Source organism: Lentzea sp. NPDC054927 (assembly GCF_053610285.1).
This window is the reverse complement of the sequence record NZ_JBSGXZ010000030.1, coordinates 71,894-86,255: the sequence shown is the minus strand read 5'-3', so window position 1 is coordinate 86,255 and position 14,362 is coordinate 71,894. Positions and strand designations below refer to the sequence as shown.

The 14,362-nt window shown below is 69.1% G+C and carries 18 protein-coding genes; 11 read left to right on the top strand and 7 right to left on the bottom strand.

The genetic code is table 11. The annotated features are described in order from the left end of the window. Positions 1-172 precede the first annotated feature (172 nt). From ACWGE0_RS31270 to ACWGE0_RS31255, 4 genes are read left to right on the top strand one after another with little or no spacing between them, the layout of a single operon-like run. A complete protein-coding gene (locus ACWGE0_RS31270) occupies positions 173-334 on the top strand; it encodes a hypothetical protein (protein WP_452264497.1) in 162 nt (53 codons plus the stop codon). A gap of 60 nt (positions 335-394) precedes the next feature. Then, entirely contained in the window at positions 395-1,342 is a 948-nt protein-coding gene (locus tag ACWGE0_RS31265; protein WP_452264496.1) for a TlpA family protein disulfide reductase, read from the top strand. After that, positions 1,339-3,120, top strand: a complete 1,782-nt coding sequence (locus ACWGE0_RS31260; RefSeq protein ID WP_452264495.1) for an ABC transporter ATP-binding protein — start codon at positions 1,339-1,341, stop codon at positions 3,118-3,120. The genes ACWGE0_RS31265 and ACWGE0_RS31260 overlap by 4 nt, the downstream gene beginning before the upstream one ends. Next, positions 3,120-3,452 carry a S26 family signal peptidase gene (locus ACWGE0_RS31255; RefSeq protein ID WP_452264494.1) on the top strand — a complete coding sequence of 111 codons (333 nt, stop codon included), beginning with the start codon at positions 3,120-3,122 and terminating at the stop codon, positions 3,450-3,452. The genes ACWGE0_RS31260 and ACWGE0_RS31255 overlap by 1 nt, the downstream gene beginning before the upstream one ends. Here ACWGE0_RS31255 and ACWGE0_RS31250 read toward each other — a convergent pair. Then, entirely contained in the window at positions 3,384-3,689 is a 306-nt protein-coding gene (locus ACWGE0_RS31250; protein ID WP_452264493.1) for a helix-turn-helix domain-containing protein, read from the bottom strand. The genes ACWGE0_RS31255 and ACWGE0_RS31250 overlap by 69 nt on opposite strands. Positions 3,690-3,807: 118 nt before the next feature. Continuing rightward, the gene (gene map / locus ACWGE0_RS31245) at positions 3,808-4,641 is read right to left on the bottom strand and encodes a type I methionyl aminopeptidase (protein ID WP_452264492.1); all 834 of its coding nucleotides are present in this window, start codon (positions 4,639-4,641) and stop codon (positions 3,808-3,810) included. A 125-nt stretch (positions 4,642-4,766) separates the two neighbouring features. Between map and ACWGE0_RS31240 the strand changes: the two genes are divergently transcribed. Then, a complete protein-coding gene (locus ACWGE0_RS31240; protein ID WP_452264491.1) occupies positions 4,767-5,321 on the top strand; it encodes an EF-hand domain-containing protein in 555 nt (184 codons plus the stop codon). Between the two features lie 219 nt (positions 5,322-5,540). Beyond that, on the top strand, positions 5,541-5,831 hold the full coding sequence (locus tag ACWGE0_RS31235; RefSeq protein WP_452264490.1) for an antibiotic biosynthesis monooxygenase: 291 nt from the start codon (positions 5,541-5,543) through the stop codon (positions 5,829-5,831). Positions 5,832-5,887: 56 nt separating this feature from the next. On the opposite strand, the gene ACWGE0_RS31230 is transcribed toward ACWGE0_RS31235, so the two are convergent. Beyond that, the gene (locus tag ACWGE0_RS31230; RefSeq protein WP_452264489.1) at positions 5,888-7,429 is read right to left on the bottom strand and encodes a tannase/feruloyl esterase family alpha/beta hydrolase; all 1,542 of its coding nucleotides are present in this window, start codon (positions 7,427-7,429) and stop codon (positions 5,888-5,890) included. A gap of 117 nt (positions 7,430-7,546) precedes the next feature. Here ACWGE0_RS31230 and ACWGE0_RS31225 point away from each other — a divergent pair, with 117 nt between their 5' ends. From ACWGE0_RS31225 to ACWGE0_RS31215, 3 genes are read left to right on the top strand one after another with little or no spacing between them, the layout of a single operon-like run. Continuing rightward, complete coding sequence (locus ACWGE0_RS31225) at positions 7,547-9,139, top strand: serine/threonine-protein kinase (RefSeq protein ID WP_452264488.1); 1,593 nt, start codon at positions 7,547-7,549, stop codon at positions 9,137-9,139. A 36-nt stretch (positions 9,140-9,175) separates the two neighbouring features. Beyond that, positions 9,176-9,646 carry a cupin domain-containing protein gene (locus tag ACWGE0_RS31220; protein WP_452264487.1) on the top strand — a complete coding sequence of 157 codons (471 nt, stop codon included), beginning with the start codon at positions 9,176-9,178 and terminating at the stop codon, positions 9,644-9,646. 28 nt (positions 9,647-9,674) lie between these two features. Further along, positions 9,675-10,505, top strand: coding sequence for a hypothetical protein (locus tag ACWGE0_RS31215; RefSeq protein ID WP_452264486.1), 831 nt, complete (start codon positions 9,675-9,677; stop codon positions 10,503-10,505). Between the two features lie 2 nt (positions 10,506-10,507). On the opposite strand, the gene ACWGE0_RS31210 is transcribed toward ACWGE0_RS31215, so the two are convergent. After that, a complete protein-coding gene (locus ACWGE0_RS31210; RefSeq protein WP_452264485.1) occupies positions 10,508-10,702 on the bottom strand; it encodes a ferredoxin in 195 nt (64 codons plus the stop codon). Beyond that, positions 10,699-11,913, bottom strand: a complete 1,215-nt coding sequence (locus ACWGE0_RS31205; RefSeq protein ID WP_452264484.1) for a cytochrome P450 — start codon at positions 11,911-11,913, stop codon at positions 10,699-10,701. The genes ACWGE0_RS31210 and ACWGE0_RS31205 overlap by 4 nt, the downstream gene beginning before the upstream one ends. 124 nt (positions 11,914-12,037) lie before the next feature. Here ACWGE0_RS31205 and ACWGE0_RS31200 point away from each other — a divergent pair, with 124 nt between their 5' ends. Further along, on the top strand, positions 12,038-12,631 hold the full coding sequence (locus ACWGE0_RS31200; protein ID WP_452264483.1) for a TetR/AcrR family transcriptional regulator: 594 nt from the start codon (positions 12,038-12,040) through the stop codon (positions 12,629-12,631). Here ACWGE0_RS31200 and ACWGE0_RS31195 read toward each other — a convergent pair whose 3' ends face one another. Beyond that, positions 12,632-12,946 (bottom strand): hypothetical protein, encoded by a 315-nt coding sequence (locus ACWGE0_RS31195; protein WP_452264482.1) that lies wholly within the window; start codon positions 12,944-12,946, stop codon positions 12,632-12,634. A 94-nt stretch (positions 12,947-13,040) separates the two neighbouring features. Between ACWGE0_RS31195 and ACWGE0_RS31190 the strand changes: the two genes are divergently transcribed. Next, on the top strand, positions 13,041-13,625 hold the full coding sequence (locus tag ACWGE0_RS31190; protein ID WP_452264481.1) for a TetR/AcrR family transcriptional regulator: 585 nt from the start codon (positions 13,041-13,043) through the stop codon (positions 13,623-13,625). A gap of 19 nt (positions 13,626-13,644) precedes the next feature. Here the strand turns inward: ACWGE0_RS31190 and ACWGE0_RS31185 are convergent, their stop codons facing one another. Then, positions 13,645-14,316, bottom strand: a complete 672-nt coding sequence (locus ACWGE0_RS31185) for an SDR family oxidoreductase (RefSeq protein ID WP_452264480.1) — start codon at positions 14,314-14,316, stop codon at positions 13,645-13,647. Between the last annotated feature and the right edge of the window lie 46 nt (positions 14,317-14,362).

Sequence of the window (14,362 nt, the reverse complement as noted above, 5' to 3'; positions counted from 1 at the left end):
TATCTGTGCCTGCCAACTACACATCGTGCGTGCCTGCGGATGTGTTGCATCCGCCGTACGGGTGAGCGGGAAGTCCGAGGGCGTCCGAGTCCGTCCGACTCGCTTTCCGTTCCCGGCCGCGGCGGGCGAGCGTGGTCGGCGTTCAAGGTGATCGACTGGGAGGAGCGGACCCGTGAAGCGATTCGCACAGCTGGCCGGTGAACGGCTCGTCGGACTCGTGCTGCCGAAGATCGATGCCGGTGCATGCGTGCCGGAGCACGGGCAGTGTTGCAAGAAGGGATACCGCTTCAACTGCAACGGCATCTGCTCGTCGGTGAGCAGCACCTGCAAGTGATGTGACGGGGTGCCGGCAAGCGCGTCGCCGGCACCCCGCACCTGCTGCTGGAGGCCTGACGTGGTCGATTTGTTCGCTCGTGTGCTGCTCGCGGTGGTGTTCCTCGTGGCTTTCGCCGGCAAGGTGCGTGGCCGGCAGGTGTTCGCCGAGTTCCGGGATTCCGTTGCCGCTGTCGCACCGTGGTTGCCCGCCCGGCTGGTCGCAGTCGCGATCCTCGTGGGGGAGGCGGTTGTCGTTGTGCTGCTTGCCGTTCCTGGGACGAGGCTCGGGTATGCGGCTGTCATCGCATTGCTCGCGGTCTTCTGCGGCGGCATCTTGGTGGCCATCTACGCCGGAGAACCGGTGCGCTGCCGGTGTTTTGGTGCGGACGGCGATGTGCTGGGGCCCAGGCATCTCGTTCGCAACGGGGCGTTGATCGCTGTTGCTCTTGCCGGTGCGTTCGTGACGACGCCCGCCTCTTGGGAGGAACCGTTGACCCTGCTCACGATTGCCGTTGTGCTGCTTGCCGTCGTGGTGGCGCTGCACGTGCTGTTCACGTACGGGCTGGTGGCGAGGGTTCGGGAACTGCAGGAGAAGTCCGGCCCTGTTCGCAACACGAACCTGCCGCAACCCGGCGCGGTGGTCCGGCCGTTCTCGATCGTCGACACCGACGGCATCGCGTTCACCGAGGCCGATCTCGACGGACCGGTGCAGGTCGGGTTCTTCTCGGTCGGATGCGGGCCTTGCCGGACGCTCAGCGACGCGTTGCTGGCCGATCCGCCCACCGTCCGGTTCGTGTCCGTTGTGGACGGTGATGCGAGCGATCCGGAAGGCACGGCGCGGCTGGCCGAGAAGGTGAGCGGGCTCGGGCGAGTGGCGGTCGTCGGCACGGATGATCCGGTGTTGTCCGCGTTCGGCGTGATGGCGTATCCGACGTTGGTGCACACCCACGGCGGTGTGGTGACGGCGTCCGGGATCAGGCTCGCCGACTTCACCAGCTCCGCGGACACTCCGGCGCCGGTGGCATGATCCGGAACGCCGCCGCGGCGCTGGTGCTGCCGTTCAGGGCCGCGCCGGTTGTTGCTTCGATGACCCTTGCCTTGACGGTGCTGGCCGGTGCCGCGCCGGCCACTGGTGCCTGGCTGACGAAGTTGCTGGTCGAGGAGCTCACGTCCGGTGCGGCGAGTGCCGGGCGGGCGGCGTTCCTGGCGGTGGCGTCGGCGCTGGCCGGTGGACTGGCGATCGCGTTGCTGTACCTCTGCGGGCACCTCGGCGAGGTGGTGCAGCACCGCGTCACGCTGACTGTGGAGAGCAGGTTGTTCCGGCGGATCGCGACGTTGCCGGGGTTGCGGCACATCGAGGATCCCGCGTTCCACGACCGGTTGCGGCTCGCCGAGCAGGCCGCGCAGGAGGCTCCCGGCACGATCTCGCAGTTCACCCAGGAGCTGGTGCGGTCGGTGGTGTTGCTGGCCAGTTTCGCGAGTGCGTTGCTGGTGGTGTGGCCGCCGATGACGTTGCTGCTGCTGGCGTCCGTGGTGACGGCCGTGTTCGCGAGGCTGGCGACGGCGAGGCGGGAGGCGGCGACCGAGGAGGCGTGGGTCGCCACCGATCGGCGGCGGTTGTTCTACCGGGCGTTGCTCACGGATGTGCGGGCGGCCAAGGAGATTCGGTTGTTCGGCCTCGGGGAGTTGTTGCACGCCAGGATGGTCGGCTCGTTGACGACGGTGTCCGGGGCGCGGCTCGTGGCACAGCGGCGGGGCACGGTGGTGCAGAGCGCGCTGGCGTTGCTCGGGGCTGTGGTGGGCGGGATCGGCACGGTCGTGGTGGCGCTCGACGTCGCGGCCGGGCGGTCGTCGGTCGGTGACCTCGTGCTGTTCCTGGGGGCGGTGGCCGGGGTGCAGACCGGGTTGTCCGGGGTGGTGCTCCAGCTCGGTGAGGCCGGGCGGGCGGTGCGGTTGTTCGGGCACTACCTCGATGTCATCGGCACGCAGGACGATTTGCCTGCGGGCACAGGTGTTCCGGCCGCTGGGGCGATCGAGCTGCGCGACGTCTGGTTCCGGTACGCGGAGGACGGGCCGTGGGTGTTGCGCGGGCTGAACCTGACCATTCCGGCGGGTGCGGCCGTGGGACTGGTCGGGGTCAACGGTGCGGGTAAGAGCACGCTGGTGAAGCTGCTGTGCCGGTTCTACGACCCGCAGCGGGGCTCGATCACGTGGGGTGGCGTGGACGTACGGGAGCTGGACGTGTCGTCGCTGCGGGCGCGGATCGGCGTGGTGTTCCAGGAGTTCATGGCGTACGACCTGACCGCGGCGGAGAACATCGGCATCGGGCAGGTGCGGGAACTGGACAACCGGGCGCGGATCATCGACGCGGCCGAGACGGCGCGCGTCGCCGACACCGTCAACGCTCTGCCGAACGGGTACGACACGGTGCTGTCGAGGACGCACGCGGATGACGAACGGACGGGTATGACGTTGTCCGGTGGGCAGTGGCAGCGCGTGGCTCTGGCGCGGTGCCTGATGCGCACCGATGCCGAGTTGATGATCCTCGACGAGCCGACGTCCGGGTTGGACGCCGAAGGGGAACATCGGGTGCACGACACCCTGCGCCGGCACGCGGAAGGCCGGACCCGGTTGCTGATCTCGCACCGGATGGCGGCGTTGCGCGGTGCCGATCTCATCGTGACCCTGACCGGCGGGCGGATCGCCGAGCAGGGCAGCCACGACGAGCTGATGGACGCGGACGGCGAGTACGCCCGGCTGTTCCGGTTGCAGGCGGGCGGTTACCAGGATGTGAGGGTCAGCTGATGTGGATCCGAGTCACCGTGCGCGGCAACAGCATGTCGCCGACGCTGCACGACGGCCAGAAGCTGGTGGCACGCAGGCGTTTCCGGGCGCCGCGCCGTCGTGAGGTGATCGTGTTCCGGGTGCCGGACCCCGAGCTGCCGCACCGGATCAAGAGGGTGGCGGCCGTCGCGGGTGATCCGGTGCCGGCGTGGCTCGCTCCGGCGTTGCCCGGGGTGGTGCGGGTGCCGGCCGGATTCGTTGCCGTGGTGGGAGACAACCCTCGTTCACAGGACTCCCGTCAGCTGGGATTGGTCGACTGCCGAGACGTCGTCGGTACGGTTCGAGGTGGTTGATCGAGTGCGCCTGCAAGCCGCGACCCAGCGCAAACGCCAGCGCACGGGATCGCCTCCGCACGCCCGCGCGATAGCCAGCACCGTGTCGAGCTTGGGAAAACGGCGACCGGTCAACGCGTCGTGCAGTGTGCTGCGGGCACAACCGGTGCGGCGTGCCAGTTCCCGATAGGACATGCCGACCAGCAGACGCAGCTCGTCCAGGTCGACGCCGAGCTCTGTCCTGCCCCCTGTGGTCATTCAGACTCCCGTGGTCGTCGGTCCTCCGTCCCTCTCCTCTTCAGCCCACTGCATGGTTACCGGAGCGCGTCCGTCTTCGCCACCATGCGTCGAACGGCCTGGTGGCGGCACTGGTGGATTACGGCAGCCGCGCCTGGGTCTGCTCCGAGGACTCGGACCCCGCCTCAGACTTCCTGGCCAGCTCCGACTTGCGGCGGGTCAGCACCAGCGGCCCGTCCTCGGTGATCGCGATGGAGTGCTCCGAGTGGGCCGTGCGCGAGCCGTCGGCGGACCGCAGCGTCCAGCCGTCCTCGTCGAAGATGATCTGGTCGGTCGTGGCGGCGAGCCACGGCTCGATGGCGATGGTGAGGCCGGGGCGCAGCTTCATGCCGTGCCCGCGCCTGCCGTTGTTCGACACGTGCGGCCCCTCGTGCATGGTGCGCCCGAGCCCGTGGCCGCCGAACTCGAGGTTGGGCGTGAAGCCGTACTCGGCGGAGACCTCGCCGATCGCCGCGGAGATGTCGCCGAGCTTGTTGCCGACCTGCGCGGCCTCGATCGCCGCCTCCAACGCCACCTCGGTGGCGCGGATCAGGTGCACGTCCTCGTCACGGGCGGTGCCCACGATGATCGACACCGCCGAGTCGGCCACCCAGCCGTCGATGCTGACGGCGATGTCCATGGTCAGCAGGTCGCTGTCCTGCAGCACGTAGCTCTTCGGCAAGCCGTGCAGCACCGCGTCGTTGACCGACAGGCAGATGACGTTGCGGAACGGGCCCCGGCCGAACGACGGCGCGTAGTCCCAGTAGCAGGACTCGGCGCCGCGCTTCTCGAGCATGCCGCGCGCGTGCAGTTCGAGGTCGAGCAGGTTGACGCCGACCGCGGCCACCGAGGAGAGCTCGTCGAGCACCTCCGCGATGAACTGGCCGGTGACGTGCATGCGCTCGATCTCCGCTGGGGACTTGAGTTCGATCAACGTGATCCTCCGTACGACGGTGTGCCGGTATAACTATACCGCCTTAGCGGAGACGGCTGAACAACACCACCCAGGAGGGGGACGCGCGTTGCACAACGCGGATCGCCTCAGCACAGTGCCTGGTCATGAAGCAGGTGTTGCAGCACAGGATCGACTCGACGTTCGCCCACTACGACGTCAACGGCAACGGCGTCATCGAGCTCGCGGACGTCTACGCGCTCGCCAACCGGCTGCTGCGGGCGTTCGGCGAGCCGGCGTCGTCGGAGCGGGGCCGCGACCTGGTGGAGGCCTACGACCGGTTCTGGGAGATGCTCGTCAACCACTGCGACGCCGACCGCGACGGCCGCATCGGCCCCGAGGAGTACCGCGAGGCGATGATCGAGCTGGTCCTCGAGGGCGGGCCGATCAACATGGACTTCCTCGAGATCGTGCAGTCGCTGCTCGACCTCATGGACACGAACGGCGACGGGCGCGTTGACACGGACGAGTTCCAGGTCCTGCTGAAGGCGCGCGGGCTTTCCGAGGCGGAGTGCGGGCTGGCGTTCACGCACCTCGACACCGATGGTGACGGTGCGATCAGCGTGCAGGAATACGTTGCGGCGGTGCGTGACTACTACACGAACCCGGCCGAGGACACGCCCGGCAGCTGGCTGTACCCGAAGGCCCTGCAGCGCACCTGACGGGCGTGTCCTGGCTGGGGCAGGACCCGATGAACTCCAGCAGGTCTGCGTTGATCACGTCGGCCCGCGTGGTCGGCATGTCGTGCGGGAAGCCCAGGTAGACCTTCAAGGTCCCGTTCTTCAGCGGTGGGGCCGAGAGCAGCGCGGAGTCGGCGATCGGGAGCGGGCCTTGGCGCTGCCCATCTGGATTTAGCCATAAAACATGACTATCATCAAAGGGTGACTACTTCGGTGGAGCTGACCCGCTTCCGCGTCGCGCCCGAGAAGGTCGAGGCCCTGCTGGCCGCCAGGCCGGGCATGATCGCCGACTTCGAGGCCGACCGCGAGGGTTTCCTCGGCGCCCGGCTCGTGCGGCTGCCCGACGGCGAATGGCTCGACATCGTCGAGTGGCGTTCCTCGCGGGACTACGCCGCGTCCAGTGCGAAGGGCCCGAACCTGCCCGGAATCAAGGCTTTCTTCGACGCGATCGACTCACTGGTCACGGCGGAGGAAGGCGTGCTCTCCGAGTAGTGCCGCTCGGGACGACGACGAAGTCCGCCGCCGTCCCGGACGGCCGGTGCGACAAGCTAGCGGGCGCAGCGGTAGCTCGAAGCGGCCTTCGGGTCGCCGTAGGTGTAGCGCGAGACCTGCGGGTACGGGCACAGGTTGCGCTGGGTGTCGGCCGTGGCCGCCGCCAATGTTGCCGGTGCCTTGCCCTTCTCGACCCAGTCGACGAGCGCACCGAGCGGGTTCGTGGGCTGCGGGCCGTTGCCGCCGAAGCAGTGGTCGACGCCGGGAGCGGTGAACAGGCGGTAGAAGTCGTTCACGTACCCCATGCGCCGCTCGACCTGGTCGCGGTACCCGAGGGTGCCGCCGGGCGGGATCAGCTGGTCGTTGGTGCCGACGAACGTGATCAGCTTGCCGCCCGAGCGACGGAACGCCGACAGGTCGGGGTTCGAGGTGCCGATGGCGTCGTCGAACTCGCGGACCGACTGGCGGAACAGGTCGCGGTACTGCTGGTAGGTCAGCTTCGAGGTGTCGAAACCGGGCTGCTTCAGCAGGAAGCTCTGCACCCACTGGGCCGCGACCGGGAAGCCGGGGCCGGGGTAGCCGGGCAGGGTGCCCGCGAGCCAGAGCGGGTCGGCGCCCTTCGGCAGACCGGGCCAGAGGCTGCGGCCGCGTTCGTCGGTGGGGCCGTCCCAGATCTTGCGCATGACGTCGGCGTCGGCCTGCGTCACGGTGACTTCCTGGTCGCCGCAAAGGATCTTCTTGCCGATCAGCTGGCGCGGGTCGTAGCTGCAGCGGTCCGGGCGGTCGACGATGTTGTTGGTGACACCGTCGTTCGCGTCGCAGGACTCGATCGCGGCCTTGCGGAACGCGTCGAGCACGCAGTTGCCGACGACGTGCCCGTCCTGGTTCTGCACGATCTGCGGCCACAGGGTCGCGACGGCGAACTGGGACCACTTCACGGCGGGCGCGTTCGCGAGGACGCCGTCGAAGTCGTCTGGGAACCGCTGCGCCTCGGCATATCCCTGACGGCCGCCGGTCGAGCAGCCGTTCCAGTAGGAGTAGCTGACCGAACGCTGATAGTGCTTGCGCACCACGGACTTCGCGATGACGGCCGACTCGTGCACCGACCGGGTCGCGAAGTTGGTGAGCAGCGTCTTGTCCAGCTCACCGTTCTTGACGGCCCAGCTGGTGTCGAGTCCGGTGAGCACACCGGCATCGGTCGTCACGGCGGTGTAGCCGTCCTTGACGGCCTGGACCAGTGGCGAACCGGTGTCACCGGCGGCGTACGCGCTGCCGCCCACGCCCTGCAGCCGGCCGGACCAGCCGGTGTCCGGGAGCGCGACGACGACCTTCACGTGATCGTCCGCGTGCGTGAGCGTCACGGTGATCTCGCAGTACGACGGGACGTCGTGGATCGGCGGCGGTGCGGAGAGCGGGGTCTGCGGGAACTCGACGGTGCCGCCAGGACGCTGTACGGCGTCCACCGACTCGATCTTGGCGCCGGCCGGTGCGGAGATCGTCTTCTGGGCACAGGTGGTGGTGCTCGCGGACGCCGGCGCGAGTGGCGCCAGCCCGGTCAGGAGCAGCGTTGTAGCCAACAGCTTTGTCAGTCGTCTCACGCGGCGACGCTAGGTTTTCGGGCTTCGCGCTCGCGACCGTCACACGACGCTAACGGTGTACGTCATCTCACCGGACCGGGTGACGGTGGCGGGTGATCGGCTGCGAGACTTCCGCGCATGCGTGAGGTGGGCAACGGGCGCTACCGGCTGGTCCGCGAGCTCGGCCGGGGCGGCATGGGGGCCGTGTGGCTCGGCAAGGACGCCGTGCTCGGACGTGACGTCGCGGTCAAGGAACTGCTGCTGCCCGGCGGCGTGCCCGCGGACGAACGGGCCGTGTACCAGGAACGCGTGCTGCGCGAGGCGCGGATCGCGAGCCAGCTGGCGGACCCGGCCGTGGTCACCGTGTACGACCTCATCAAAGAGGACGACCAGACGTTCATCGTGATGGAGCTGATCAACGCTCCCACGCTGGAGGAGTCCGTCGAACGGGACGGCCCGCTGCGCGTTCGCGAGGCGGCGGTGCTGGCGTCGCAGCTGCTGGGTGCGCTGGAGGCGGCGCACTCGTCCGGCGTCGTGCACCGGGACGTCAAGCCGGGCAACGTGATGGTGCCCGGCAGGGGCACCGCGAAGCTCACCGACTTCGGCATCGCCCAGGCCGTGGACGATCCCAAGCTGACCGCGACCGGCACGTTGATCGGGTCGCCCGCGTACATGTCGCCCGAACGGCTCGCGGGCGGTCCGGCCATGCCCGCCTGGGACCTGTGGGCGTTGGGGGCGACGCTGTTCTTCGCGACCGAGGGACGCGGGGCGTTCGACCGGCCGACCACCTCGGCGACGATTCTCGCGGTGATGAGCGAACGGCCGGTGCCGCGGATCACCGGACCGCTGGGTGAGCTGATCTCCGGGTTGCTGGAGCCGGATCCGGCCCGGCGGCTGGGCGTGGCGCAGGCACACCGGTTGATCGAACGGGCGCTGGCCGGTGGCGAACCGCAGCTGACCGGGCCGCTGGTGACCGGGCCGCTGGTCACTGGGCCGGTGGTGCCAGGGCCGGTGATGGACGGACGGCCGCCGGTGGCGGCCCCGATCCTGGGTGTCGGGTTCGGGAGCAGACCGGCGCCGAACAGCGGCCCGATCGCGGTCGGTCAGTTCATCAGCGCACCGCCCGTCCCCGTCGCGCCCCAACGGAAGCGCTCGATCGGCCTGATCCTCTCGGCGACGCTGGTCCCGCTGTTCCTGGTAGGTGCGCTGGTCCTGTTGTACTTCACCGTGTTCAAGCCGATGTTCACCACCATCGGCCTCACCGACGGCCCCGCCAGCACGCCCGCGATGCAGCCGGTCCTCACCATGGGTCCGGACGGCGACCTCAAGCACGACTCGCTGATGGCGTTCCGCAACTCCTGCCTGACCTGGCTGCCCGCGAAGGACGCACCGAAGATCGAGTCCAAGGACCGCGTCGGCTGCTACGCGGCACACGACGTCGAGCTGCTGGACACGGTTCTCGCGAACACCGAGATGGAGAAGGACGTGCCGTACCCCGGCGCCGAGGAGCTGACCAGGATCGGCGGCACCGGCTGCACGCGCACGTTCCTGTCGTCCAAGGTGAACGGGCAGGACAAGGAGAAGACGCTGCGGTACTGGGTGATCATCCCGACCGCGGAGGCGTGGAAGGTGAAGACCGAGAACGGCTACCGCAGCTCGGACCGGTTGATCTACTGCTTCGTCGGCAAGGCGGACGGCACGAAGCTGGTCGAACCGCTGATGAAGCAGTAGCCGTCACATTTCGGCGGGCTATCGGGTCTACCAGGTATGTCCTATCCAGAGAAGGTCTACCTCGGCGAGAACGGCGAGGTCAGCGCGACGTACCGGCCCGTGAGCACCCCGCCGGACCTAGGGTCGCCCGGCGACGGCATCCACTACCTCGCGACCACCGAGACCACGCGCGGCGAGTTCGGGCTGTACCGGGTCATGATGAAACCCAGGGCGGCCGGCCCGAGCACGCACTTCCACCGCACGATCTCGGAGTCGTTCTTCATCCTCGACGGCACCGTGCGCCTGTTCAACGGTGAGAAGTGGATCGATGCGGAGGCGGGCGACTTCCTGCTCGTGCCGCAGGGCGGGTTGCACGCCTTCCGCAACGCCTCTGACGCACCGGCCGAGATGCTGCTGCTGTTCACGCCCGGTGCGCCACGCGAGGAGTACTTCGAGATGGTCGGCAAGATCGCGGAGGCCGACCGTCCGGCGTTCCTCGACAAGCACGACTCCTACTTCATCGACTGACCGGTAGCGTTCCCCGTGGGGGGATCGCGTGAAGAAGTGCATGAACTGCCGGCAACCGTTGCGCGGACGTGGCAGGCCCGTCGCCTGGCACGCGCACTGTCTGCCGTGCGCGGCACTGGTCGCGGACCAGATGGAGCCGATCGAGTCCGTCGCGCGGCCCGGCGGCAAGCCGATTCAGATCATGCGTTGCCGTTGGTGCGGTGCGGAGCGCACGTGCCCGGTCGGCTGGGCCACGCGCTGCCACCTGTGTCTCGACGACCGCACGTCGGCGGACGCGACCGCGACAGGGCTCGGTGCGCGCGAGGCAACGCAGCTGCTGGCGGTGACCACGCTCATCGGGGTGCTGGCGCAGTTCGAGCAACCGGGGTGGACGGTCATCGCGGGCGATCTGCTCGGGCTGCCGTGGACCGATGACCAGTACGCACGCAACTCCCACGGCACTTGGGGCAGGCATGACGCGTGCGGACGAATCCAGGTCATGTCCCGCGGTCGTGACGAGTGCGCTGCCTGTCCGCCCGAGCCGGGATCACGCACTCACCGCGCTCGTGCGGACGACACGCATCTGCTCTATTTGGTGCGGTACCGGGATTTCGTGAAGTTCGGCCGCGGCTACCACGGCCGGGTCCGTCACCACCTGCGCCTGGGCGCGACACCCGTGCAGGTGCTGACGGCCCGGCACGCGGAGGTGCACGTGGCCGAGCTCGCGCTCAAGCGCAGGCATGTGACGGACGTGCTGCGAGGCATCACCGGGGTGCCGGAGTCGTTCGGTGCCGGCACCGAGGTGTTGCCCCTGAGGCTCTCACCGGATCTGGCGGCGTTCCTCCGCCAGGGCGAGGACGTCACGCGGCACTTCCGGTGAGGTCAGTCCTCGACGACGATGGCCGAGGCCGGGCACACCGCCGCCGCGTGCCTGACGTCCGCCAGCCGGTTCGGCGGCGGGCTGGCGTCCAGCAGCGCCACCAGGCCGTCGTCGTCGTTCTGGTCGAACACGTCGTCGGCTGCCAGCACGCACTGGCCGGCTCCGACGCACTTTCCCTGGTCCACCACCACCTTCACGCCGACCTCCAGGTGACGGGCAGCTCGGCGACACCGCCGGTGAGGGTGGCGCGGACCTCCAGCTCGTCGAGGCCCTTGGCCAGGCGCAGGTCCGGCAGGCGGCGGGCCAGCGCGGCGAACACCACGCGCAGTTCGGTGCGGGCGAGGGAGGCGCCGATGCAGAAGTGGGCGCCGTGGCCGAACCCGAGGTGTGTCCTTTCCGGACGGTCGGGGTTGAACTCCTCGGCCTCGCTGTACACCTCGACGTCGCGGTTGGCCGCGTTGATGGAGAGGACCACCGCGTCGCCGGCCTGGATCGTCACGCCCGCGATGTCCACGTCCTCGCGCGCGTACCGCAGCAGGCCGAGGTCGCCGGGTGCTCCGAGGCGCATGACCTCCTCCACCACCGCGTCCACCCTGCCGTCCGGGTCGGCGACGAGGGCTTCCCAGCGGGAACGGTCGGTGAGCAGGAAGAGCACGCCGAGACCGATGCGGTTGACGGTGGTCTCGTGGCCCGCGAACAGCAGGCCGACGCAGAGCCGGACCATCTCCTCGTAGTTGAACGACGGGTCCTCGCTCTGGGCGCGGACCAGGTCGGAGATCACGTCCTCGCCGAGCTGCCCGCGCTTGGTCTCGACGAGCCCGACCATGTAGCGGAAGAACTCCTCGCGCGCCTTGTGCGCTTCCTCGCCGATCTCGGTGCCGGCCATGCGTTCGGACAGCGACGCGAACTTCTCGTTGTCCTCCTCCGGCACGCCGAGCAGCCGGCAGATCATGGCCACCGGCAACGGGAACGCGAGCCCGCGGTGCAGATCGACCACGCCGGTGGTCTCGTGTTCGGCGACGAGCTGGTCCAGGTAGCCGTCGACCAGCTCCTCCATGTTCTCGCCCAGCATCCGCATCCGCTTGGCCGAGAACGCGGGCGTCAGCAGGCGGCGCATGCGGACGTGGTCGGCTTCCTCGGTCGAGTACTCGCCGGTCGGGCCGTCCTGCACGGCGGCGGTGGAGATGCGCGAGGCCTTCTCCGGTTCGGGGTGGGAACGGCCGAACCTCTTGTCGCCCAGCAGGAGGCGGACCTCCTCGAACCGCGTCACGAGCCAGGCGGGGTCACCGGCGGGCGTGGTCACGGGGGCGATCGGCGCCTCGCGGCGGAGGACCTCGTAGAGCGGGGCGAGCTCGAGGATGTTCGGCCTGGTGAACGGCAGTCGAAGGCGTTCGGTGGCAGTGCTCATGACTCGACCGTAGCGTTTGTTGGCACTCTCTGCCACTAATTGATTCTGCTGGGTGACGTGCTTAAATCGGCTGATGACGGACGTCGCGACAGAAAACGGGACACCGCGCCGAGGGCGGCCCCCGGTGAGCGACGAGCAACGTCAGCGGCAGCGCATGGACATCTCGCGCCACGCCGTGCGGCTGTTCAGCGAGCAGGGTGTGGCCGGCACGTCGGGGGAGCAGATCGCGCACGCCGCGGGCGTCTCCGAGCGCACGTTCTGGCGCTACTTCCCGCAGAAGGAAGCCTGCGTCGAGCCGTTGCTCACCAAGATGGTCGACGCGTTCTGCGCCGTGCTGCTCGACTGGCCGGCCGAGCTCGAACTGATCGACCACCTGCGCGAGGCTTACAGCCCGCTGCTGGACTCGGCGTCCGACGAGGACATCGAGGCGGTGTTCGCCGTCGTGCGGCTCACCCACCACGAACGCGCGTTGCGCGCCGCGTACCTGATGCTGCGCGAACGGGCGGAGGACGCGCTGGCGGACGTGCTCGCGAAACGCATGGGCAGGCCGGTCGTCACGATCGAAGTCCGGGTGCAGGCCGCCGCCATGAGCTCCGTGCTCAAGGTCGCCACCGACGACATCGCCCGCGCCTCGGCCGAAGGCCTCACGCGGGGCGCCCTAGACGCGCACCGCGAGCAGATCGCCGGCGCGCTGCGGGGCCTGGCGCTGTCGCTGTAGTCAGGGATTCCAGTTCGAGAACGCCACGATGAACAAGATGATCAGCACGATCACCACCAGCACGCCGATCGCGCCCGCCCACGCCATCCCCGAGCCGATCGACCGCCACGGACTCGGTGCGGTGGCCCTGAGCACGGCGCCGGCCACGATCAGGCCGATGGTGATCCAGATGAACGCGTAGGCGTACTCGCCGCCCTGCCATCCGAGGAACGCGAGCGAGTCCTGCAGGAAGGTGACGACGGTGGCGGTGAGCAGGGTTGCCGAAGCGGCGAAGCCGAGCAACGCGGCGTGCCGGTCGCGGACGATTTGGGTCACGCTTCGAGCGTGCGGCAACGGCCGAGCGCGCGGCATCAGTACAACTACGCACGCATAGAAGTCGGTCGTCATCTTTCTGGAGTATCCTGCGGACGTGGGCAGGGCTTCCCGCGCCGAGGCGGCGCAGCACCGCGAGCAGATCGTCACGGCCACCGCGCAGTTGTTGCAGGAGCGCGGGAGTGCCGGCATCAGCGTGCAGGACGTCATGGGTGCAGCGGGGTTGAGCCACGGCGGTTTCTACAAGCACTTCGCGTCCAAGGACGAGCTGCTGGGCCTCGCCACCGAGGTCGCGTTCGGGTCGATGCTGGCCCATCTCGCGGACCTGGCGGGCAACGACGACGCCTGGGGCCGGCTGGTCGGCGACTACCTGTCGGCGCGGCACCGGGACGAGCCGGGAACCGGGTGCCCGAACACGGCGCTCGCGGGGGAGTCGGCACACGCGGGCGGTGAAGCGCCGCTGAGGACGGCGTACGCGGACGGGTTGGTGAAGACCCTGGAGTCCCTGACCAACCTCGAGGGCCTGCCCGCTGATCGGGAGGCGGCTCGCCGCCGGGCCGTGGTCGATCTGTCCACTTTGGTCGGAGCGCTGTCGCTGGCCAGGGCCACCGGCGGTACCGCGTTGTCCGACGAGATTCTGAGGACCGCGCGTGAGGCACTCACGGCGAAGCGGGATCGCTAGGCCGTGAGCGCGGTGGGGTTCACGCGGACAGGCCGGCCTTCACGGCGCGGCTGAGGTCGTCGGCGAGGATCTCGGGCAGCCCCGCGGCGAACCCGTCCAGCGCGATCTTGGCGACCTGCTCGGGTGAGGTCTTGTTCTCGGTCGCCACGTAGTCCGCCATGTCGGTGTCCATGTAGCCGACGTGCAGGGCGCTGACCTGGATGTTCTTGTCGGCGAGCTCGGCGCGGGAGGCGTTGGTCAACGCCCAGGCCGCCGCCTTGGCCGCCGCGTAGGCGCCGTAGTCGGGCAGGTGTACCCACGACAGCGCGGACAGCACGTTCAGGATGCCGCCACCACCGTTGCCCGCGATGACCGGTGCGAACGCGCGAGTCGTCGCCAGCGGGCCGAAGTAGTGCGTCTCCATCTCGAGCCTGATCGAGTCGAGGTCGCCGCTGGTGAGGTAGGTGTGCGTCGAGATCCCGGCGTTGTTGACGAGCAACGTCGCGTCACCGGCCTTGGCGGCCGCCTCGGCGATCGACTCCGGCTTCGTGACGTCCAGGTACAGCGGGGTCACGCCGGGCAGGTCGACGGACTCCGGGCGGCGGGCGGTCGCGTAGACCTTGGCGCCCCGTTCGAGCAGCTGAGCAGCGAGAACGCGGCCGAGACCGCGGTTGGCTCCGGTGATCACGGCGACTGCGTTGGTGAGTTCCACGGTTTTAGATTACAGCCATAATCTATTTTGGCAACGTCGGACCGTG